The organism is Methylophaga nitratireducenticrescens, assembly GCF_000260985.4.
Lineage (GTDB): Bacteria > Pseudomonadota > Gammaproteobacteria > Nitrosococcales > Methylophagaceae > Methylophaga > Methylophaga nitratireducenticrescens.
On sequence record NC_017857.3, the window covers coordinates 3,087,448 to 3,108,874 of the forward strand.

The following is a 21,427-nucleotide window of genomic DNA, read 5'->3' on the forward strand; positions in this document are numbered from 1 at the left end:
TGATTTGGCTAGTCATCATCATCGTCTTCATCATGAATTTGCCATTTGAACTCTTCTGATAACAATGTCTGAGCACCTGAGGTCACAACCGCATCACCTGGATGGAATCCCTCCTGCAGATAAATACCTTCCACCGAGTCATGACCATTCAGTAACGAAATACGCTGAAAACGCTGATCATCCATGCGCAAATAGGCCCATGGCTGGCCCGCGTACCAGACCACTGACTGATACGGAATCAGCACCGCTGAAAATGCACCCTGCTCAGTAGGCACCCATACCTGTAACTTTGCACCTTCCTGCAAAGAGGATGATTTGTTCAGAAAAAACCAGGTCTCGCCACTTAACACCGGATCGACACTGATGGCAGCGGCAAGCCGTTGCGCCTGACCTACATTATGTTGCTGGTTGGTTTGCTGCCAACGTAGGGTATCAACACGCTGGGATAAGCTTTGTTTTGGTGGCAACGTGACTTTAAGAAGAGTCTGTTTGCGTGACATCAGCAGATTGAATTGTTCTCCACCGTTAATAATCCAATCCGCAACGGGTTGAGGCCATTGCTGACGAACTTCAGCGTGACAATTGTCTACTAGTTGCTGTTTTAACTCGGATTCAGCCTGAGCGAGCGATAAATTAGTTTGCGCATAGTTCACTTCTTTTGAAGCCACGCTTCCAGTGGCTTGCTGAAGCGTTTTTAAACGCGATAACTCTTTACTCATCCCCTGTTGATTGACCTTAGCCATACGAAGGTTCATTTTTGCTTCAGAGCAGCGCGAGTGGGCTAATTGCAGCTCCCGGGTCGGTATAACCACTGCCATAGCTCGTATTTCGGGGGTATAGAAACTTTCCATCAACGTCTGACTTTCGATGGAGGCCATTTTCTGTGCGGCTTCGGTTAACTCAACCGACAGCGCAAACTGATGATTCTCCACCTCGTCATCACTATCATTGTCATCATGATCGTCAACAAGATGTTTCTCTGCAGGGACAAGTGAATCAAGTAATGGCGATAAAAAATAAAGTGCTGCAACTATCGCTAAAACACTGACGATCCACAATAAAATACGCTGACTGGAATTCATTTTTATTTGCTGCCCCGATGCAAAACTGCCCGTCATTACAGCATGGCTGTCTAAATGCCACAAGGAGAAATTCCCGGGATGCTGAACATGACTTGACAGCAAGCACGCGTGCAGGTTTAATACCGCACCTTGTTGGCTCGATAGCTCAGTTGGTAGAGCAAGGGATTGAAAATCCCTGTGTCCCTGGTTCGATTCCAGGTCGAGCCACCATCGAATTCAAAGCCCGGTTTGCATTGCAACCCGGGCTTTTTTATTGGCTGTTATTCCTGCCTTTGATAACAAACCACTGATGACAGAGTGTTGATAGATATTTATCCGCAGATTACGCAGATTTTCGCAGATATAAAGTTGTCTTGTTGGCCGCAACCCTCTTCATTAGATATGAATATTCACCTCAGAGGTACAGGGGGCACGAGATTACATTTTAGAGCTAAAGCCGCTGTCCCCTGAATATTAGTAGTAAGAAATGTAATCCGCAGATTTCACAGATGAACGCAGATTAGGCATTAAAAACTTAATTGACTGGCTCTTCGGCCTATCAACAGAGCTAGATTGATTTTGATTAATTCAGGCGCTGAAGAATGGGTGATGTTGGGTTTCACTGGTTCAACCCAACTTACGCTGCGATGACAACTATTTAAACGGGGCTTCTTGGTTTCTGTGTCTCCATGGTTAACTTTAATATCCAAACATAGGCTGGCTACAAAGCTACCTCAATGAAAGCACCTTTAATATCTGCGAAAATCTGCGTAATCTGCGGATAAATATCTATCAAATCTCTGTGCCCTCTGTGCCTCCGTGGTTAATTTCGTTTTTGCCCTACATATATAGATAGAAAACCTTCGCTGTGGTAAAAAAAACACACATTCGTATCTAAATGACCAAATTCACATTTTTTTGTTGTAAAAGTGTTGCAAAGGTTTTGTAGATGTGGAAAATACACTCTTAACCGCGAAACATTCCGGTTACGAGAGATACTTAAAGTAATCTGTTAACAACTAGAAGGTGAACAGACATGAAAAAAACTACACTTGCTACATTAGTCGGCGCAGCGGCATTCGCAGCAGCCGGCGCAGCTAACGCTACAATCGTTGTTGGCGGCGAAAACGGATATGAATTCAGCGTTGACGGTAACATCAACCAGTTCTTCATCGCTTCAGATCAAGACAGCGCGAATGGCGCCTACGATCAAAACAACCAAGGCGTAGCGAACGGCCTGTTACCAACTTTCTTTGGTTTCAATGTTAAAGCTCCAGAAATTAATGGTTTGACTGTTGCAGCGCGTGTTTCAATCTCCCCATCTACAAACAATGGCAGCTATTTTAATAGCGACAATGGTAATGCAAGCGGTAACATGGAGCAACGTGAAGCATTTGCGACAGTAGACGGTGCTTTCGGTCAGATCATGTTAGGTAAAGGCTTAGGTCTTTATGCAGCTAACAACATTTTGTTAGATCAAACTTTATATGGTGTTGGTGCAACCAGCGTTATTGCTGCTAATGATCAAAACACAGGTACTACCTCTTTAGGTCGTATTGGTTGGGGTTATGAGTACGCTAACTGGCGTTCACAAATTCGCTGGACTTCAGTCGATATGGCTGGTTTCAAAGTTGCTTTAGCTGTTGCCGATGGTGATGACTTCTTAGAAGCTCGTGATGCGGCTGGATATGAAAAAGATGCACGTTATGAAGCCTCTTTAAGCTACGGCACTGCATTTGATGGCGGTTCAGCTAAATTGTGGTTAGATGGCATGACTCAAAAAGTTAGCTATGCAAATTTAGATAGCATTAAAGCTAATGCTTATACCGTCGGTGGTCAATTAGTACTAGGTGGTTTTGAAGCTGTAGCTGCCTACTACGATGGCAAAGGCCAAGGTATTGGTGGTTTAGGTCTTGGAGCATTCAAAAACGGTGGTTCTGATGCCCGTGACGGCGATGGTTATTACGCGCAATTAGGTTACCGTTTTGGTGGACAAACCTTTGTCGCTGGTTCATACGGTGAATCTACGCTTGAGCGTGATGACTCAGCTGCTGCTGGATCGAACTTTGGTGATTTAGATACAAACTCAATGTACACCATTGGTGTTTACCATGATGTTACAGCTAACCTGAAATTGGTTGCTGAATACTCACGCATGGAAACTGAATACCACCTTCAATCTGACGAAGATGAAGTTGATGTTCTGGCTATCGGTGGTTTCATCAGTTGGTAAGCAGTTATTTTCTAAACCTTCTGGTTTAGTTTAAAACTGATAAAAAGCCTCAACCTTCGGGTTGGGGCTTTTTTTTGCTTCTGCACTTCACAGCATAATCAGCATTAAAGATTAAGATTTCGGGTTTTCAAACCTGCTCAACTCCCCTAAGCTTATTGGCATTCCGATAATATGAGGTTTGTATGTCATCTACCCGTATTTCATTATCCCCCTTTATCCAGTCGATTAAAGACACCATTGATCGGCATGCCGATGAAATCGCTCAACTGGATCAGGCTATTGGTGATGGCGATCATCTGATCAACCTGCAACGGGGAATTGAGGCTCTATTAAAAAATATCGATGAAATAGAACAAATGGAGTTAGCTGCTGCATTGAGCAAAATCGGCATGACACTGATGTCCACCATGGGCGGGGCCTCTGGCTCACTGTTTGGGTCGATGTTTGTCACGATGGGCAAGCAAGCTAAAGACAAATCGGTAGATTTCGCCAGTATGGCCGATATTTTTCAGGCCGGTGTGGGTTCCGTTAAAGCCCGCGGCAAAGCGGATATCGGTGAGAAAACCATGCTGGATACTTTGATTCCTGCCGCGGCAAGCCTGCAACAAAGCCTGGTGAATCATGAGGCATTACCAGTAGCACTGGAACAGATGAAAACAGCGGCGATCGAAGGAATGGAATCCACCAAAGAGATGCTCGCCACCAAAGGCCGCGCTTCATTCCTGGGTGAACGCGCCCGGGGACATATCGATGCCGGCGCCCGCACCAGCCAGCTGATGCTCTGTGCTATTGCTGATGTGATTATTGAAAATCATTAACCACAGAGACACAGAGGGCACAGAGAATAAAAAAAACATACAGAATAAAGAGTTAATCGTTTAGCAGTCTCACGATGCCTTGTCGCATCATTGGAACATTAAAGTTGAGTAATAAACCATATCTGAGCTTTGCTAGTTTCAGATAAGTTAAAAGTTGAGCCTTATGGAGTCCTGAGAGGCTCTCTACAGTTTTTAACTCCACGATAACTTCATTTTCAACCAGCAAATCGAGTCGATAGACTGAATTTAGTTGCTTTCCTTTGTAGATTATCGGCAGTGAATGCTGACTTGAAAGTTTTAATCCCTTATTTTGCAACTCACTTATAAGGCATTCCTCATAAATAGTTTCTAAAAGACCTGGCCCGATTTGACGATGCACCTCAATTGCCGCACCAATAATTTCACCTGTTAACTCATTACTCATAAGTCTCCTCCTTGAGACATTACCATCTAGAAATCTATCACTATCTCTGTGCCCTCTGTGTCTCTGTGGTTAACTCTTTTAACAGCCCCAACGAAGTGCTGCGGTATGCACGGGGGCATCCCATAAGGCAGTCATTTCTTCATCCAGTAATGTTAGTGTTACCGAGCAACCAGCCATGTCGAGAGATGTTGTGTAGTTACCCACTAAAGAGCGTTTGATTTCAACACCTTTTTCTTCCCAGAATTTAGCGGCTAAATCGAACACCAGATAAAGCTCCATCAATGGCGTCGCACCAAAGCCATTTACATGCAAAAGCACCTGTTGTCCTGGTTGAGGATTTAATTCTTTATCAATCGCCGCGGTGACATGTTGAACCAGCTCTTCGGCGGAGCTCATGGTCATCGGTTCGCGCCCTCTTTCGCCGTGGATACCCACGCCCATTTCAATTTCGTTTTCACTGAGCTCAAAAGTTGGCCGACCTGCGGCTGGAACAGTGCAACTGGTTAACGCAAAGCCCATTGATGCGGTGTTATTGGCTACACGATCACCAAGATTTTTACACTGGTTTAAATCTTTACCTTGCTCAGCCGCAGCACCGACCATTTTCTCAACAATCAAGGTTCCCGCAACACCTCGACGGCCAGTGCTATGGGCTTCAGGTAACGAAACATCATCTTTTACCAATACTGTTTCGTGCTGACATTCCAGCATTTCAGCGGCAATTTCAAAGTTCATCACATCGCCAGCGTAATTTTTAACGATAAACAACACGCCCGCGCCATTTTCAACGGATTCTGCCGCGGCCAGCATTTGATCCGGTGTCGGAGAGGTGAAGATCTGTCCCGGGCAGGCGGCATCCAGCATACCTTTGCCTACCAGTCCGGTATGCAGTGGTTCATGGCCTGAACCACCGCCAGAGATAACTGCAACTTTTGGTTCTGTTGAAATAGTTGCACGACGTATAAATGCAGGCTGCTGTTGTAGCGAAACGATATCCTGATGTGCTTTGGCAAAGCCATTCAGGCTTTCATCAAGCAGATTATCAACGTGATTAATTATTTTTTTCATTCTCTCACTCCTCTCTCTTTAGAGCTGTTTTAATAACGCTGTTATTTCCTGAATGTCCTGGAAAACCCAATCCGGTTTGTAATCAATCTCCGCCAGATCAGCTTCAGATGACACTCCCGTTAGCACCATAATACTGCGCATACCGGCATTCACGGCCCCTAAAATATCTGTGTTCAATCGGTCACCGATGGCGATTGTATTATGTTTATCAGTACCCAGAATTTCAAAAGCTTGTTGATACAAAATGGGTTCAGGTTTACCAATGACAATGGGCTCAATCCCTGTCGCTGCGGTTAATGCTGCCAGCACACCACCATTTCCCATAACTTCACCCAATTCAGTGGGTAAGGTCGTATCGGCGTTAGTCGCATAGAATTCTGCACCAGCCCGGAGATTTAAGGTTGCCGTGGCCAATTTGTTCCAGTTCAGTTGCCTATCCAAACCAGAAACCACAATATCCGCCCAGATATCATCCGTTTCTGCATCAGGTTCACTAGGATAATAGGTTGAGGTCACGGTAAAACCCTGCTGTTGCAAAGGTTCTATAAGACCAGACTCGCCGATGACAAATACCCGTCGTTTCGTTGCTGGCAAGGTATCAACCAGATAACGGGCAGTCGCCATACTGGAGGTCAGAATCTCGTTGGCTGACACCTCAACGCCCATATCTGCCAGTTTTTTTAGATATTGCTGTTGCGTCAGACTGGCATTATTTGTCGCGAGCACAAATGGAATTTTTTTGGCGCGCAACGTAGAAAAAAATTCTATTAATCCCGGCAATGGTTTGCTTCCCTGCCATAAGACACCATCCATATCGATGATGAATGCACCCAGGTCGTTGATTGTTTGCATGATTACCTGCTTATCAAATAGTGTAATTAAAGTGAAACGCCAAAAAGCGTCGCACAGAACAAAATAGACTGTCCAGTTATAAACAAACGCGAAAATCGGTTAAAACCCGGAAAAATTGACATAAATGAACCTTGTGCTTTATAGTCTGCGAGCGTATTTTCAACGTAAAACCACAAATTAAATCAATTATTAGGAGCATGTCAGCATGGCAAAAGCACTTATCCAAATGGCTCTGGATTCTCTGGACTTCGATCAAACTCTCGCATTGGCAGAACAAGTTGCACCTTATGTCGACATTCTGGAAGTTGGTACTCCTTGCATCAAATACAATGGCTTGGAAATCGTCACTGCACTGAAAACCAAATTCCCTAACAACCTGATTCTGGTTGACCTGAAAACAATGGATGCGGGCGAGTACGAATCAACGCCATTCTATGAAGCAGGCGCAGATATCTGTACTGTTCTGGGCGTTTCAGATAAAGCAACAATGGGCGGCGTTATCAAAGCAGCCAATGCTAACAATGCAGAAGCTCAAATTGACTTGATCAGCGTTAAAGACAAAAAAGCTGTTGCAACTGAAGCCGCTAAAAACGGTGCGCAAATCATTGGTGTTCACACTGGTTTGGATGCGCAAGCTGCCGGTCAAACACCATTTGCTGATCTGCAAGATATTGCCTCATTGAATCTGGGTGTACGTATTTCTGTTGCGGGTGGCTTGAACAAAGACACTATCCAGAAAACCATTCAAGCAGGCGCAACGATTGTTGTCGTTGGTGCTGCAATTTACGGCGCACCTTCACCAGCAGAATCTGCTAAAGAACTGCGCGCACTGGTTGATGCTGCGTAAGCAGAACAAACAGTAGCATGAATAAGAGCGAGTGGCCCTGTGCCACTCGTTTTTTTTACGCTTCGCTGACTCATCCGGGATTTTGCTGTGCAAGTCCTGCCGGTAGTAAGTTATTGTCCATGCAGATAAATTGGTCAAAAACAGCAGAGCGTGATTATAATCCGTAGTCTGCAAACCTGCTGGCTTGCCACACAGGATCTAAAATAGTAATTTACCCGTTGCACCAACCTCATCATGTTGGGCAGATGGGGTTAAGAATGTAACAGGGGTATAATCATGAGTGATAAAGGATTTTTTGCTTCAATCTGCAGCTTTTTTAATGGCTTGTTTTCATCTGACAACAATAGTTGTTGCAAGCCGGAACAAAAAACTGCAGCAGCACCGAAAAAGACAAATGATGGTTTGACCAGTGTAGAACGTTACATTCGCAACCAATCACAAAGCAGTTCAAAATTAACTGGGGTTGAAAAATATATTCGCAACCAACTGTCAGCAAATAAATCAATAACAGGTGTTGAAAAATATATTCGCAGTAAAGCTAACGCTGCTCCATTAACCGGTGTTGAGCGTTACATTCGCAGTAAAGCTTAACGAACCCTTTTTTACGAATTAACATACCCGCCATAAAACATGCATGGCAGGGAATTAGCACGGTATTCCACCGGCAAGCATTTTCGTGACTTTAAAATTATTAAGCTCAACCGCTCTAAAAACTAACTCAAGAAGGTAAGAAAATGGCGAATTTACTTGATCAATTAAAGCAAATGACCGTCGTTGTTGCTGATACGGGTGATATTCAAGCAATTGAAAAATACACTCCGCGTGATGCAACAACTAATCCATCACTGATTACTGCTGCAGCACAAATGCCACAGTATCAAGGTATTGTTGACGATACATTGAAAGCAGCACGTCAATCGCTTGGCGCTGATGCACCTGCATCTGAGGTTGTCTCTCTGGCTTTTGACCGTTTGGCCGTATCCTTTGGTCTGAAAATTCTGGAAATCATTCCAGGTCGTGTCTCTACTGAAGTAGATGCACGTCTTTCTTATGACACTGAAGCCACTATCGCCAAAGGTCGTGACCTGATTGCACAATACGAAGCAGCGGGTGTTTCACGTGATCGTATTCTGATCAAAATTGCTTCTACATGGGAAGGCATTCAGGCTGCAGCCGTTTTGGAAAAAGAAGGTATTCATTGTAACCTGACACTGCTGTTTGGTTTGCATCAAGCCGTAGCCTGTGCAGAAAATGGCATTACCCTGATTTCTCCGTTTGTGGGCCGTATCCTCGATTGGTACAAAAAAGATACTGGTCGTGATTCTTATCCATCAAACGAAGATCCAGGCGTTTTGTCAGTCACTGAAATTTACAGCTACTACAAAAAATTTGGTTATAACACTGAAGTTATGGGTGCAAGTTTCCGTAACGTTGGTGAAATTACTGAATTGGCGGGCGTTGACTTGCTGACCATTTCACCCGCACTGCTGGATGAATTACAAAACACAGAAGGCACTCTGGAGCGTAAACTGTCTCCAGAAGTTGCAGCTCAATCTGATGTTGCAGAACTGAATTTGGACAAAGCCACTTTCGATGCCATGCATGCAGAAAACCGCATGGCGGCAGAAAAACTGTCAGAAGGTATTGATGGTTTTGCCAAAGCACTGGAATCACTGGAAGAACTGCTGGCTACACGTCTGGCAAATCTGGAAAGCTAATTATTGATTAGCAATCTGCAATCAGGTTGCGGATCATCCGCAACCTGATTCAACAGATTTTGGCTCAATTGACTTATCGCCAAATTCTGAACTATAGTCCCGCCCGCACTGCGAAGCGTGGCAATAATTTTTATTAAAATTTTTAGGAGTAAATACACATGGCTGAAATTCAAATGGCTCTGGATTCATTGGATTTTGACGCAACTATGGCGCTGGCTGAACAAGTCGCACCTTACGTCGATATTCTGGAAATCGGTACACCTTGCATCAAATACAACGGTCTGAAATTAGTTAAAGCTCTGAAAGCTGCTCACCCAGACAAGAAAATTCTGGTTGACCTGAAAACTATGGATGCTGGTGAATACGAAGCAACTCCTTTCTTTGAAGCTGGTGGTGATATCACTACTGTATTGGGTGCTTCTGATGAAGCGACCATGAAAGGTGTTATCAAAGCTGCAAACGCTAATAATGCAGAAGCTCAAATCGATTTGATCGGTGTTGAAGACAAATCTGCTGTTGCAAAACAAGCTGCTGCCAACGGCGCGCACATCATCGGTGTTCACACTGGTCTGGACGCTCAAGCTGCTGGTCAAACTCCATTCGAAGATCTGAAAACCATCGCTGGTCTGGGTCTGAATGTTAAAGTTTCTGTTGCTGGTGGTATCAACAAAGACACCATCCAAAGCACAGTTCGTGCTGGTGCTGATATCGTTGTTGTTGGTGCTGCAATCTATGGCGCACCTTCTCCAGCAGAATCTGCTAAAGAACTGCGTGCATTGGTTGACGCAGCATAAGGATTAGTAAAATGACAATGCATCGTGATCTAGTTGTAAACAAAATCACTGATATTCTGAAAGCAACTGACAGTTCACTTGAAGCCGAATTTGTTGCTATGTGTGATGATGCCAAGCGTATCTTCATCACTGGCGCAGGTCGTTCAAGACTGGTAGGCAACTTCCTGGGTATGAGGCTGATGCATAGTGGTTATACTGTCTATGTTCAAGGTGAAATCAGTACGCCTAGTATCCGTGAAGGCGATTTGTTAATCGTTATTTCGGGTTCTGGTGAAACAACACAGCTGGTTTCATTTGCGAATAAAGCTAAATCTGAGAACGCTAAAGTGGTTTTGATTTGCTCAAAATCCAGTTCAACGATTGGTGATATCGCAGATAAAACAATTCAGATTGGTACTGATAATAGCTTTGCCCCAACAAAGGGCATGCCAATGGGAACCATGTTTGAATTGTCTACTTTGATTTTCCTGGAAGCCATCGTTTCTCATTTAATTCATGAGAAAGGAATTCCAGAAGAAGAAATGAAATATAGACACGCTAATATGGAATAACCACTGTCCTTAGCAGTAAAACAAAAACGGGCAATCTTCGGGTTGCCCGTTTTTTTATGTCTGTCGTTCTGGTGTCTCAAAACGGTATAATGTTCAGCTATTTAAATTAAACCGGTTCTGAGATTTATGTCCGTCAAAACACTTTATGACAAATTATGGGATCAACATGTTATCCGCAGCGAACAGGATGGTACTGCGCTGATTTATATTGATCGTCATTTGGTTCACGAAGTCACCTCTCCGCAGGCTTTTGAAGGCTTGCGCCTGGCGGGCCGTATTCCATATCGATTGAATTCAATTCTGGCAACACCCGATCATAATGTTCCAACCAGCCATCGCGAACAGGGTATTGCTGATCCGATTTCACGGTTACAGGTTGAAACGCTGGATCAAAACTGCGCGCAATTTGGTATTACTGAGTTTGGCCTGAATGATTTACGTCAGGGTATTGTGCATGTTGTCGGCCCTGAACAGGGCGCAACCCTACCCGGTATGACAGTAGTGTGTGGGGACTCGCATACCTCTACCCATGGTGCTTTTGGTGCATTGGCTTTTGGTATCGGCACCTCGGAAGTTGAGCACGTGATGGCAACGCAATGTCTGATTCAACGCAAATCCAAAAACATGCTGGTCAAAGTCGAAGGACATGTAAACCCAGGTATTACAGCCAAAGATATCGTTCTGGCCATTATCGGTGAAATTGGTACGGCTGGCGGTACCGGCTACGCCATTGAATTTGCTGGTGAAGCCATTCAGGCTCTCTCCATGGAAGGTCGGATGACCGTGTGCAATATGACAATTGAAGCCGGTGCCCGTGCAGGAATGATCGCTGTAGATGACACAACCATTAATTATCTGAAAGATCGTCCTTTTGCCCCTAAGGGAGAAAACTGGGATAAAGCCGTTGCAGCCTGGCGTGACTTACACAGCGATGCTGATGCCCATTTTGATAAGGTCGTGGTACTAGAGGCCAACCAAATCAAACCTCAGGTTACCTGGGGCACCTCCCCGGAAATGGTGGTTCCAGTTGATGCCAACATTCCAGATCCCACTGCAGAAAGTGATGCTGTTAAACGCAATGGCATGCTAAAAGCATTGAAATACATGGGATTGAATGCGAACCAGCCAGTTCAGGAGATCCGTCTGGATAGAGTCTTCATCGGTTCCTGTACCAACTCACGTATTGAAGATTTACGCGAGGCTGCTGCTGCAATTAAAGGCGGAAAAGTTTCTGCTACGGTGAAACAAGCGATGGTTGTTCCGGGCTCGGGATTGGTGAAACAACAGGCTGAACAGGAAGGTCTGGATAAAATCTTTGTAGAAGCAGGCTTTGAATGGCGAGATCCTGGCTGCTCGATGTGTCTGGCAATGAACGCAGATCGTCTGGAGGCAGGTGAACATTGTGCCTCCACATCTAATCGCAATTTTGAGGGTCGACAGGGGCAAGGTGGTCGTACGCATCTGGTAAGTCCGGCAATGGCGGCAGCCGCCGCAATTGCCGGCCATTTTGTTGATATTACTGCGCATTAATGACAATCAATTATCAAGCCGCTGAGGCTGAACTCAGTACCTTGCGTGATTTTCTGCGCTGGACCACCTCACGGTTTGAAGAAGCCAGATTATTTTTTGGTCATGGCAATACCGACGCATTTAATGAAGCCACGCAACTGATTTTGCATAGCCTGAAACTTCCGGTAACTGAATTACCGGAATTGTTTCTCGATGCACGGCTGTGTAGTGCTGAAAAACAGGCTTTACTGCAGTTGGTCAAACAGCGAATTGAAGAACGGGTACCTGTTCCCTATCTGACACATGAAGCCTGGTTTGCTGGCCTGCCTTTTTATGTCGATGAACGTGTCCTTATTCCCCGCTCCCCCTTTGCCGAATTAATTGATAGCCAATTTGCTCCCTGGTTACAGGATGCAGATTCGGTCGAACGTATTCTGGATATGTGTACTGGCAGTGCCTGTATCGCGATTGTGCTGGCAATGACGTTTGAAGGGGCTGAAGTTGATGCCGTAGATATCAGTGATAAAGCTTTAAGCGTCGCACAGATCAATAAAAACAAACATTTGCTCGGAGATGAGCTGACGCTTATTAAATCAGATCTATGGGCTGAATTAAAGCCATCACGCCAGTATGATTTGATTATCAGTAATCCCCCTTACGTGGGGGATCTTGAGATGTCCAGCTTGCCAGCTGAGTATCATCATGAACCGGTCCATGCGCTGCAGGCTGCTGATAATGGCCTTGCTCTGGTAGAGCAGATCATCATTGGTGCAGCGAAGTTTCTCACTCCTCAGGGATTATTGTTTGTTGAAGTGGGCAATAGTAATCTGGCAGTAGAAGAAAGATGGCCGGAGACTCACTTTTTGTGGCTGGAGCTTGAGCAGGGAGGCCATGGAATATTTATGCTGACTCAAAATCAATGTGCTGAATTTGCAGCGGCTTATTCGAGAATTTCACTAACGGGCTTCTCTGACTCAGCGTGATAAATCCGCACACAATTTCGGCCTGCCATTTTCGCCTGATACATAGCACGATCAGCCATTTCAAACAGACTGTTTAATGTGTCCTGTTTATCATGACGTAACGTTGCCACACCAACGCTGATAGTAATACCGATACTGGCAGGTTTGAACCGGGTAAGTCGTTTCTGCATGCGTTGCATCAATATGGAAGCGGTGTGATTGTCACACCCAGGTAATAACAATACGAACTCTTCACCCGACCAACGAGCAATCATATCGACATCCCGTACGTGACGTTTTAACCAGTTACCTAGTTCCGCCAGCAGATTATCGCCACGAACAAAACCATATTGCTCATTAATAGCCCGGAAATGATCCAGATCAATAACCGCCATCGCCAAATCACGTTTAAACCGATACGCTTCGCTCAGATATTTACCGGCAAATTCACGTAACGCATGGCGATTAAATAATTGAGTCAGCTCATCCAGCATGGCCAGGCTGCATAGGGAGTTTTGCTGGGCTCTGAGTTCACGGAAATTCTGGTAGCTGGTAATGTGATTGAACACACGCTGACGCAATTCTTCCCGAACAATCGGTTTGGAGACAAAATCATTCACTCCAAGGTGAAATAACTCAATCTTGCGCGAGACATTATCAAATCCGGAAGTGGCAATAATAGGGACGTTGCCATAGTCCTCATGCAGACGGCGGATTTTTCTGACCAGTGTAATACCACTCATGCTACCTTCCAGCATAATATCGGTAATCACCAGATCATAATCACCACCACTGAATGCATCCCATGCCTTTTCTGCAAAGGTATAAGAATCGACATCCAATCCCATATCGGTCAGTAGATCGATAATAATCGTCTGTAAAACCCGGGAATCTTCGATAAACAGTACCCGACCGGATAACTGGCGGGTTTCACGTTGAGCGAGCCGTTGCACATAAATGCCCAGCTCAGATTCATCATGTTTGCTAAAAATATCCGTGGCACCGGCCAGCAATGCCTGTTTAAGGGTGCGTGCGTTATCAGTTTCTGTCATCACCAGCACAGCGGCGTAATCGTAACCGTTAATGGCTCTCAGTTGACCACAGAACTCACTGCCGACGATATCGGGTAAATCATCACTACAACAGACTAATCTATAACGGGTACGTCCAGCATGTTCAAGACCCTGATTACCGGTCTCTGCGTGGTCAACTTCAAATCCGGCAGCCGATAATAGCGCACGAGCCTTATTTCGAAATTCAGTAGATGCGTCTACTACTAATGCATTCAGTTTTTGCACTAAGCCAATCCTTTTTACTAATGTGCATTCTGCCTGTTGCTGAACATTAACAGCAAGCTTTCCCTGACAGAATTTGTTGCGTAAAACATGTCCGAAGGTAAAAACCACAAGGATGATGCCATTCTTCCCCCCCGTCATAGCCTATTTGACGGGTGATTACCCGACTATTCGCGGCTTTAGGCCGAATCTGTAAATAACGTCCGAGTCTGGCCGTCACGGCACCCTCTGCAATCATTATTTCCATCAGATCTTCCCAGTCCTGTTGTAAAACACTCTCCTGCTGTATTGAAGGCTGCCATAAAATTGCCTCTCCAATATAGCGATCTTGCAATGATATTGTTTTATCAGCCTCAACTGGTAACCACAACACTTTACTCAGTTTACGCCGTAACCAGGACGTCTGCCAATGGGTTTCTGTAACAGCCCTCGGATTAACGGTGCAGACATATGTGGACTCTTTTGGTTCACCTCGGGTATTTAGAGGAATAGTTTTTAATTCGATGCCTAAAGCGACAAAGTCCGGTTCAGCCTGGTTACCAGCATCTGCCCCAAGAATACGCTCTAACAAATTACCTAACCAGCCTTTATGTCGCCGCAAATCAGCTGGAACCGTTACGCTACATTGTTGTGCCAGTTGCCCCACCGTTTTGCCTGCTATTTGCTGACAGCGGTACACGAGTTCGGCTTCCGTATCTGGAGGAGAAGCATGAATCATTGTTGGGTAAATATCATCAGACATGAGCCTCATGATAATCTAGTACGTTTAAATCTGCTTGAGGCGATTTAGGTGAAAGCCCTTACCATTGAACATCTGAATAAAACTTATCGCAGTGGCTTGGAAGCTCTTAACGATATCAACTTGACAGTTGATGAGGGAGACTTCTTTGCGCTGTTAGGGCCAAATGGTGCAGGAAAATCTACAACCATCAGCATCCTTACCTCGCTGGTCACAAAAACCAGTGGATCGGTAACCATCTTTGATGCCGATCTGGACAATCAAACTGAACTGGCTAAAAGCTACATCGGACTGGTGCCGCAGGAGTTTAATTTTAATGGGTTCGAACAGGTTAAACACATTCTGGTGACTCAGGCCGGTTATTACGGTGTTCCAGCTAAAGAGGCGGAACCGCGTGCCGATGTTTTGCTGAAGCAATTAGGTCTTTGGGAGAAACGACACACAGCCTCCCGTTCATTATCCGGTGGTATGAAACGCCGGTTGATGATTGCCCGGGCGCTGGTTCACAACCCACGGCTGCTTATATTGGATGAGCCAACAGCTGGTGTGGATATTGAGCTGCGGCGCTCAATGTGGGTGTTTTTACGTGAAATCAATCAACGTGGCACCACTATCATCTTGACGACCCACTATCTTGAAGAAGCCGAAAACCTGTGTCGCAATATTGCCATCATCGACAAGGGCCGTATCGTTGAAAATACCGATATGAAATCGTTATTGAATCGCCTTGATAAAGAGACTTTTGTATTGGATTTGCTGGAACCTCTGACTGACAGCAGTTTGCTACAGGGGATTGAATATCATCAGGTAGATCCAACGACCATAGAGGTCGAGCTTCAGCGCCAGGAATGTCTGAATGATTTATTCACGGTATTAACCGAACGTGGTATCAAAGTGGGAAGCATGAAAAACAAGGTCAATCGTCTGGAAGAATTATTTTTAACCCTGGTTGAACGTCCGGAGTCTGCTGAATGAACAATCGCCACCAGCATCACTGGATTGCTTTCTCAACAATCGTCACACGTGAAGTCAGACGCTTTCTGCGAATATGGTCCCAAACCTTACTGCCACCAGCAATTACCATGACCTTGTATTTCATCATTTTTGGTAATTTAATCGGCAGCCGTATAGGTGAAATGAATGGCTTCAGTTATATGGAATATATCGCCCCCGGCATTATCATGATGGCGATCATTAACAACGCCTATTCCAATGTGGCCTCATCCTTTTTCAGTGCCAAATTCCAGAATCATATTGAAGAACTTATGGTGGCGCCTGTCCCTGACTATATTATCCTCGCAGGATATGTTGTCGGTGGTGCTGCACGCGGCCTGTTTGTGGGACTCATTGTGACGCTGGTTTCACTGATATTTACCAAACTTACCGTTCAACATATTGGGATTACCATTAGCATGGTCTTTCTCAGTGCCGTCATGTTTGCATTAGGCGGATTTATTAACGCCTTATACGCGCGCAGCTTTGATGAAGTCTCAATCATTCCAACCTTTATCCTCACCCCGCTGACCTATCTGGGTGGTGTATTTTATTCGATATCACTACTGCCCGAATTCTGGCAAAACGTTTCCATGTTGAATCCGGTTTTGTATATGGTCAATGCGTTCCGTTACGGTATTTTGGGTGTCTCGGATATTCCGGTAGCCGCTGCTTTTGCCATCATCCTGGGCTTTATCGCTGCACTGACAAGCTATGCGCTTTATCTGTTGCATAAAGGTACTGGCTTGAAGAATTGATTTTTATGGACCACAGAGGGCACAGAGTTTTTTATTATTGATATATCCGCAGATTACGCAGATTTTCGCAGATGCTTTATGAATGATTTAACAATTCGGTTTGAAAGACGTTAGCCCTCATGGTCCTTTTGTGATGTATTACTGAATCAACCTGAAAACCATTTATTTAATCTGCGTCCATCTGCGTAATCTGCGGACTATTTTTAGAAAGCCTTAACAAAACACACTTTAGAATGGGAGTAGAAATAGCGTTTATACCTATCCCATTTATTAAATCTCTGTGTCCTCTGTGTCTCTGTGGTTACTTATAATCTCAGCCTATTAATTTAAGCGCATCGCGAACGACTTCAATCCCGGCTCCAGGTAAATGGGCATTTTCACTTAAGTGCCGCCGCCAGCGACGAGCACCTGGCAAGCCTTGAAACAGGCCCAGCATATGGCGGGTAATCGATTTTAAGGGTCTCCCCTCTTTCATACGCATTTCAATATATGGCAGCATCAATTCAACGATTTCTTGCTGACTCGGTACTAAGCGATCATCATTAAAAATTCGTTTATCCGCTTCAGCCAATATGTATGGCTGATGATAAAGCGCTCGCCCCATCATCACCCCATCGACCTGTTGCAGATGGTTTTCGGCTTCTTCCAACGAGTGTATGCCGCCATTAATATCCAGATGTAAATCAGCAAACTCCTGTTTGATTTGATACACCTTGTCGTATTCAAGCGGCGGAATATCCCGATTTTCTTTTGGACTTAAGCCTTTTAACCAGGCTTTGCGGGCATGCAGAATCACTGCATCGACTTCAACCTGATAAAGTGCGTCGACAAATTCTCTGACAAATTCATAGCCGTCCTGCTCATCAATCCCTAATCGGGTTTTTACGGTGATGGGAATATCCACAACTTGTTTCATCGCGGTAACACATTCTGCCACCAGCATAGGTTCCGCCATCAAACAGGCACCGAAACGACCATTCTGCACACGATCACTAGGGCAACCGACATTCAGGTTAATTTCCTGATAACCGGCCTCGGCACCTAACGTGGCACATTTTGCTAATTCTGCAGGATCACTGCCACCCAATTGCAATGCCATTGGGTATTCAATTTCATCATGCGCCAGAAAGCGTTGATGATCGCCGTGGAGCAATGCGCCTGTGGTGATCATTTCGGTATACAGCAAGCTATGCTTGGAAATGAGTCGGCACAAATAACGAAAATCCCGATCGGTCCAATCCAGCATCGGTGCCAGTGATAAGCGATGGGCGAATTTAATATTGGCTGTCAAAGTCATAATAAAACCTGTTTAATCCGACATTTTCGCAAATCAGCCGCTAAAATGCCCATTTAATACGTTATTTAAGTCAGTCGATGAGCACCATCAAGATTAACGATCACTCCGTTGCAGTTGTCCGAAGCGCACGCCGAAAGACCATCGCCATCAAAATTCAGGATGGCAACGTAACTGTGCACTTACCCAAATTAATGCCCTTATGGTTGGCAAAACAATTTGTGCTGCGCAAACAGCACTGGATCGAGGATAAATTAAAAAATTTCCAGCAGCGTCCACCCAAAAGACAGTTTATTGAAGGTGAATTACAACCTTTTATGGGCGAACACTATCCATTGCATATTATTCAGGAGCCGCAGCGCCAGCGACTGCATGTTCAGTTTGATCAACAGAAACTGGTGATTGTGGCCCCGCCCAAAGTGACAGCCTTGCAAATAAGACAGTCGTTAACGAGATGGTACAGACGTCAGGCAGAATCGTTATTGAAGGAACGGGCAAAACAGCTTGCTGAACACACCGGGCTGCGGCCAAATCAGATTCAGATAAGAAGCTATAAAGCCCGCTGGGGCAGTTGCAATGTAAAAGGTGATGTCCAGCTTAACTGGCAATTAGTTCAAGCTACAACGTCTATTATTGATTACGTCATCATTCATGAACTATGTCATCTGCAACAGCATAACCATTCGAGAGCTTTTTGGGATTTAGTGGAGCAGTTTGATCCCGATTTCAGGGAGCATCGCAGTTGGTTGAAACATCATGGACATCAGCTGGTTATCTAAACGAGTCTGCTTAACTTGGTAATTTTTCCATTATGAATTAATATATGCCACATTGAATAAGGAACGCTGCGACAGAGAGCACTCTGCTAGGCTTATTCAATTTTACATTCCAAACGGCGTTCATTATTACAGGTCACTGGTAGTAATGGGCGTTTCATCCGAACTTTACCCATGGTTAAACTATCATTGCCTTATTTGAATTTTAATGAGGAAGTTGTCTATGAGTAATGCTTATCTTTTTACCTCTGAATCCGTTTCAGAAGGTCATCCAGATAAAGTAGCAGACCAAATTTCCGACGCTGTTTTAGATGCAATCCTGACCAAAGATCCCCACGCTCGTGTTGCTTGCGAAACGCTGATTAAAACCGGTGTTGCGATTGTGGCTGGCGAAATTTCAACCAGCGCCTGGGTAGACTTGGAAGACATTGTTCGTAAAACTATTACGGATATTGGTTACAACAGCTCCGAAGTTGGGTTTGATGGCCAGACCTGTGGGGTCATGTCGGTTATCGGTAAACAGTCCGGTGACATTGCTATGGGTGTGGATCGTGAAACAGAAGAAGATCAAGGTGCCGGTGATCAAGGCTTGATGTTTGGCTATGCCAGCAATGAAACCGAAGTGCTTATGCCTGCGCCGATCACTTATGCACATCGTCTGGTCAAACGTCAGGCTGAAGTACGTAAAAGCGGTGAATTACCGTGGTTACGCCCTGACGCCAAAAGTCAGGTGACATTTGCCTATGAAAATGGCGTACCGGTCGGTATTGATGCCGTGGTTTTATCAACCCAACATAATCCTGAAATCAGCCAATCTGATCTGAAAGAAGCGGTCATGGAGCTCATCATCAAACAGACGCTTCCAGCTGAATGGTTAACCAGGGATACCCGCTACCACATCAATCCGACCGGACAATTTATTATTGGTGGTCCTGTGGGAGATTGCGGTCTGACCGGTCGTAAAATTATTGTCGACACATATGGTGGTATGGCCCGTCATGGTGGCGGCGCATTCTCCGGCAAGGATCCTTCAAAAGTCGATCGTAGCGCAGCCTATGCGGGTCGCTATGTGGCGAAAAATATTGTCGCCGCCGGGCTTGCTGATCGTTGCGAAATCCAGGTTTCGTATGCCATAGGCGTTGCAGAACCCACCTCGATCAGTGTCGATACCTTTGGTACCGGCAAAATTGCTGAAAATAAACTTGTCGCATTAGTTCGTGAGCATTTTGATCTGCGCCCGATTGGCCTTATCAAAATGTTGGATTTAGTCCGTCCTATTTATCAGCAAACTGCCGCATATGGCCATTTTGGACGTGAACAAGCTGACTTCAGTTGGGAACGAACAGATCTTGCTCCCGTTTTACGTGACGCAGCAAAAATCAACTAACACAGGAATTTATCATGCAACCTGCAGTAGAAAACTTAACACCCGATTACAAAGTTGCCGACATTAGTCTGGCGAAATGGGGCCATCAGGAAATCAAAATCGCTGAAAGTGAAATGCCTGGTCTGATGGCGTTACGTGAGGAATATGCCGACCAATATCCGCTAAAAGGTGCGCGTATTGCAGGTTGTCTACATATGACTATCCAAACTGCCGTGTTGATTGAAACATTGGTGGAATTAGGTGCTGAAGTGCGCTGGTCTTCATGCAATATCTTTTCAACGCAGGATCACGCTGCAGCGGCGATTGCCGATCAGGGCATTCCGGTTTTTGCCTGGAAAGGTGAAACTGAAGAAGAAGCCGTCTGGTGTATTCGCCAAACCATTATGGGCACTGACGGCTGGCGTCCGAATATGATTCTGGATGATGGTGGTGATTTAACCACGATGATGCATCAGGATTATCCTGAATTATTGGCAGATGTAAAAGGTCTGTCTGAAGAAACCACCACCGGCGTTCACCGTTTATACGAAATGATGAAAGCTGGCGCATTAAAAGTCCCGGCGATCAACGTTAACGACTCAGTCACCAAATCCAAATTCGATAACCTTTACGGCTGCCGTGAATCACTGCTTGACGGTATCAAGCGTGCAACCGATGTCATGGTTGCTGGCAAAATCTGCGTGGTGTTGGGTTACGGCGATGTGGGTAAAGGTTGTGCGCAGGCTTTCCGTGGCATGGGCGCTACCGTAATGATTACTGAAATTGATCCAATTTGTGCTCTGCAGGCAGCAATGGAAGGTTACCGTATTGTCACCATGGATGAAGTCGCTGATAAGGCCGATATCTTTGTTACTGCTACCGGTAATATCAATGTCATTAATCATGATCATATGGCAGCGATGCGTAACGAAGCTATCGTTTGTAACATCGGTCACTTTGATAACGAAATTGATGTTGCTTCACTGCGTAACTACGAGTGGGAAAACATTAAACCTCAGGTTGACCACGTTATTTTCCCTGATGGTAAGCGTATTATCCTGTTGGCTGAGGGTCGTCTGGTCAATCTGGGCTGTGCAACCGGTCATCCAAGCTTTGTGATGTCTGCGTCTTTCACCAATCAGGTCATGGCGCAAATCGAGTTATGGCATAACAGTGCCAACTACGAGAATAAAGTGTATGTGTTACCAAAACGTCTGGACGAAAAAGTAGCTCGACTGCATTTAGGCCGAATCGGTGCTAATCTGACCGAATTAAATGCTGAACAGGCCAAATATTTAGGGCTTGAGCAACAAGGCCCTTTTAAACCAGAACACTATCGTTACTAAACTTAACTGGGGCTAACCTTAAA

General features: G+C 45.1%; 21 protein-coding genes, 1 tRNA gene and 1 riboswitch. Of the genes, 15 read left to right on the top strand and 7 right to left on the bottom strand.

Annotation, left to right across the window (positions count from 1 at the left end; genetic code table 11):
* Positions 1–8 precede the first annotated feature (8 nt).
* Positions 9–1,145 (bottom strand): efflux RND transporter periplasmic adaptor subunit, encoded by a 1,137-nt coding sequence (locus tag Q7A_RS14830; RefSeq protein ID WP_014707653.1) that lies wholly within the window; start codon positions 1,143–1,145, stop codon positions 9–11.
* Between the two features lie 71 nt (positions 1,146–1,216).
* On the opposite strand from Q7A_RS14830, the gene Q7A_RS14835 reads away from it, so the two are divergent.
* The 3 genes from Q7A_RS14835 (at position 1,217) to dhaL (ending at position 4,112) form a co-directional block, all read left to right on the top strand.
* Positions 1,217–1,292: transfer RNA gene (locus Q7A_RS14835), tRNA-Phe, on the top strand.
* Positions 1,293–2,097: 805 nt separating this feature from the next.
* Positions 2,098–3,294: a porin gene (locus Q7A_RS14840; protein WP_014707656.1), complete on the top strand. Its 1,197-nt coding sequence runs from the start codon at positions 2,098–2,100 to the stop codon at positions 3,292–3,294.
* Between the two features lie 182 nt (positions 3,295–3,476).
* Entirely contained in the window at positions 3,477–4,112 is a 636-nt protein-coding gene (dhaL, locus tag Q7A_RS14845) for a dihydroxyacetone kinase subunit DhaL (protein ID WP_014707657.1), read from the top strand.
* Between the two features lie 52 nt (positions 4,113–4,164).
* On the opposite strand, the gene Q7A_RS14850 is transcribed toward dhaL, so the two are convergent.
* From Q7A_RS14850 to Q7A_RS14860, 3 genes are all read right to left on the bottom strand, one after another.
* Entirely contained in the window at positions 4,165–4,536 is a 372-nt protein-coding gene (locus Q7A_RS14850) for a GxxExxY protein (protein WP_014707658.1), read from the bottom strand.
* Positions 4,537–4,614: 78 nt separating this feature from the next.
* Positions 4,615–5,604, bottom strand: a complete 990-nt coding sequence (gene dhaK / locus Q7A_RS14855) for a dihydroxyacetone kinase subunit DhaK (protein WP_014707659.1) — start codon at positions 5,602–5,604, stop codon at positions 4,615–4,617.
* 18 nt (positions 5,605–5,622) lie between these two features.
* Positions 5,623–6,456 (bottom strand): HAD-IIA family hydrolase, encoded by an 834-nt coding sequence (locus Q7A_RS14860; protein WP_014707660.1) that lies wholly within the window; start codon positions 6,454–6,456, stop codon positions 5,623–5,625.
* A gap of 205 nt (positions 6,457–6,661) precedes the next feature.
* Here Q7A_RS14860 and hxlA (Q7A_RS14865) point away from each other — a divergent pair, with 205 nt between their 5' ends.
* The 7 genes from hxlA (Q7A_RS14865) to prmB all read left to right on the top strand — a co-directional run bounded on the left by hxlA (Q7A_RS14865) (position 6,662) and on the right by prmB (position 12,858).
* Positions 6,662–7,303 (top strand): 3-hexulose-6-phosphate synthase, encoded by a 642-nt coding sequence (gene hxlA, locus Q7A_RS14865; protein WP_014707661.1) that lies wholly within the window; start codon positions 6,662–6,664, stop codon positions 7,301–7,303.
* 276 nt (positions 7,304–7,579) lie between these two features.
* Positions 7,580–7,894: a hypothetical protein gene (locus Q7A_RS14870; RefSeq protein ID WP_014707662.1), complete on the top strand. Its 315-nt coding sequence runs from the start codon at positions 7,580–7,582 to the stop codon at positions 7,892–7,894.
* A 143-nt stretch (positions 7,895–8,037) separates the two neighbouring features.
* A complete protein-coding gene (locus Q7A_RS14875; RefSeq protein ID WP_014707663.1) occupies positions 8,038–9,021 on the top strand; it encodes a transaldolase in 984 nt (327 codons plus the stop codon).
* Between the two features lie 158 nt (positions 9,022–9,179).
* Complete coding sequence (hxlA, locus tag Q7A_RS14880) at positions 9,180–9,815, top strand: 3-hexulose-6-phosphate synthase (protein ID WP_014707664.1); 636 nt, start codon at positions 9,180–9,182, stop codon at positions 9,813–9,815.
* Positions 9,816–9,826: 11 nt separating this feature from the next.
* Positions 9,827–10,366 carry a 6-phospho-3-hexuloisomerase gene (gene hxlB / locus Q7A_RS14885; protein WP_014707665.1) on the top strand — a complete coding sequence of 180 codons (540 nt, stop codon included), beginning with the start codon at positions 9,827–9,829 and terminating at the stop codon, positions 10,364–10,366.
* A 126-nt stretch (positions 10,367–10,492) separates the two neighbouring features.
* Positions 10,493–11,896, top strand: a complete 1,404-nt coding sequence (leuC, locus tag Q7A_RS14890) for a 3-isopropylmalate dehydratase large subunit (RefSeq protein ID WP_014707666.1) — start codon at positions 10,493–10,495, stop codon at positions 11,894–11,896.
* A complete protein-coding gene (gene prmB / locus Q7A_RS14895; protein ID WP_014707667.1) occupies positions 11,896–12,858 on the top strand; it encodes a 50S ribosomal protein L3 N(5)-glutamine methyltransferase in 963 nt (320 codons plus the stop codon). The genes leuC and prmB overlap by 1 nt, the downstream gene beginning before the upstream one ends.
* Here prmB and Q7A_RS14900 read toward each other — a convergent pair.
* Both Q7A_RS14900 and mutH read right to left on the bottom strand, forming a co-directional pair.
* The gene (locus Q7A_RS14900; protein WP_014707668.1) at positions 12,816–14,135 is read right to left on the bottom strand and encodes a GGDEF domain-containing response regulator; all 1,320 of its coding nucleotides are present in this window, start codon (positions 14,133–14,135) and stop codon (positions 12,816–12,818) included. The two genes, prmB and Q7A_RS14900, sit on opposite strands and share 43 nt — an antisense overlap.
* A gap of 46 nt (positions 14,136–14,181) precedes the next feature.
* Positions 14,182–14,874: a DNA mismatch repair endonuclease MutH gene (gene mutH, locus Q7A_RS14905; RefSeq protein ID WP_014707669.1), complete on the bottom strand. Its 693-nt coding sequence runs from the start codon at positions 14,872–14,874 to the stop codon at positions 14,182–14,184.
* A gap of 48 nt (positions 14,875–14,922) precedes the next feature.
* On the opposite strand from mutH, the gene Q7A_RS14910 reads away from it, so the two are divergent.
* Together Q7A_RS14910 and Q7A_RS14915 are read left to right on the top strand one after the other, a co-directional pair.
* A complete protein-coding gene (locus Q7A_RS14910; RefSeq protein WP_014707670.1) occupies positions 14,923–15,846 on the top strand; it encodes an ABC transporter ATP-binding protein in 924 nt (307 codons plus the stop codon).
* Entirely contained in the window at positions 15,843–16,622 is a 780-nt protein-coding gene (locus Q7A_RS14915; protein ID WP_014707671.1) for an ABC transporter permease, read from the top strand. The genes Q7A_RS14910 and Q7A_RS14915 overlap by 4 nt, the downstream gene beginning before the upstream one ends.
* A gap of 313 nt (positions 16,623–16,935) precedes the next feature.
* Here Q7A_RS14915 and dusA read toward each other — a convergent pair whose 3' ends face one another.
* A complete protein-coding gene (gene dusA, locus Q7A_RS14920; RefSeq protein ID WP_014707672.1) occupies positions 16,936–17,919 on the bottom strand; it encodes a tRNA dihydrouridine(20/20a) synthase DusA in 984 nt (327 codons plus the stop codon).
* 77 nt (positions 17,920–17,996) lie between these two features.
* Here dusA and Q7A_RS14925 point away from each other — a divergent pair, with 77 nt between their 5' ends.
* The 3 genes from Q7A_RS14925 (at position 17,997) to ahcY (ending at position 21,404) form a co-directional block, all read left to right on the top strand.
* Positions 17,997–18,695 (top strand): M48 family metallopeptidase, encoded by a 699-nt coding sequence (locus tag Q7A_RS14925; RefSeq protein ID WP_041354629.1) that lies wholly within the window; start codon positions 17,997–17,999, stop codon positions 18,693–18,695.
* 52 nt (positions 18,696–18,747) lie between these two features.
* Positions 18,748–18,824: riboswitch (S-adenosyl-L-homocysteine riboswitch) on the top strand.
* Between the two features lie 91 nt (positions 18,825–18,915).
* Positions 18,916–20,079, top strand: a complete 1,164-nt coding sequence (gene metK, locus Q7A_RS14930) for a methionine adenosyltransferase (protein WP_014707674.1) — start codon at positions 18,916–18,918, stop codon at positions 20,077–20,079.
* A 14-nt stretch (positions 20,080–20,093) separates the two neighbouring features.
* On the top strand, positions 20,094–21,404 hold the full coding sequence (gene ahcY / locus Q7A_RS14935; RefSeq protein ID WP_014707675.1) for an adenosylhomocysteinase: 1,311 nt from the start codon (positions 20,094–20,096) through the stop codon (positions 21,402–21,404).
* Positions 21,405–21,427 lie beyond the last annotated feature (23 nt).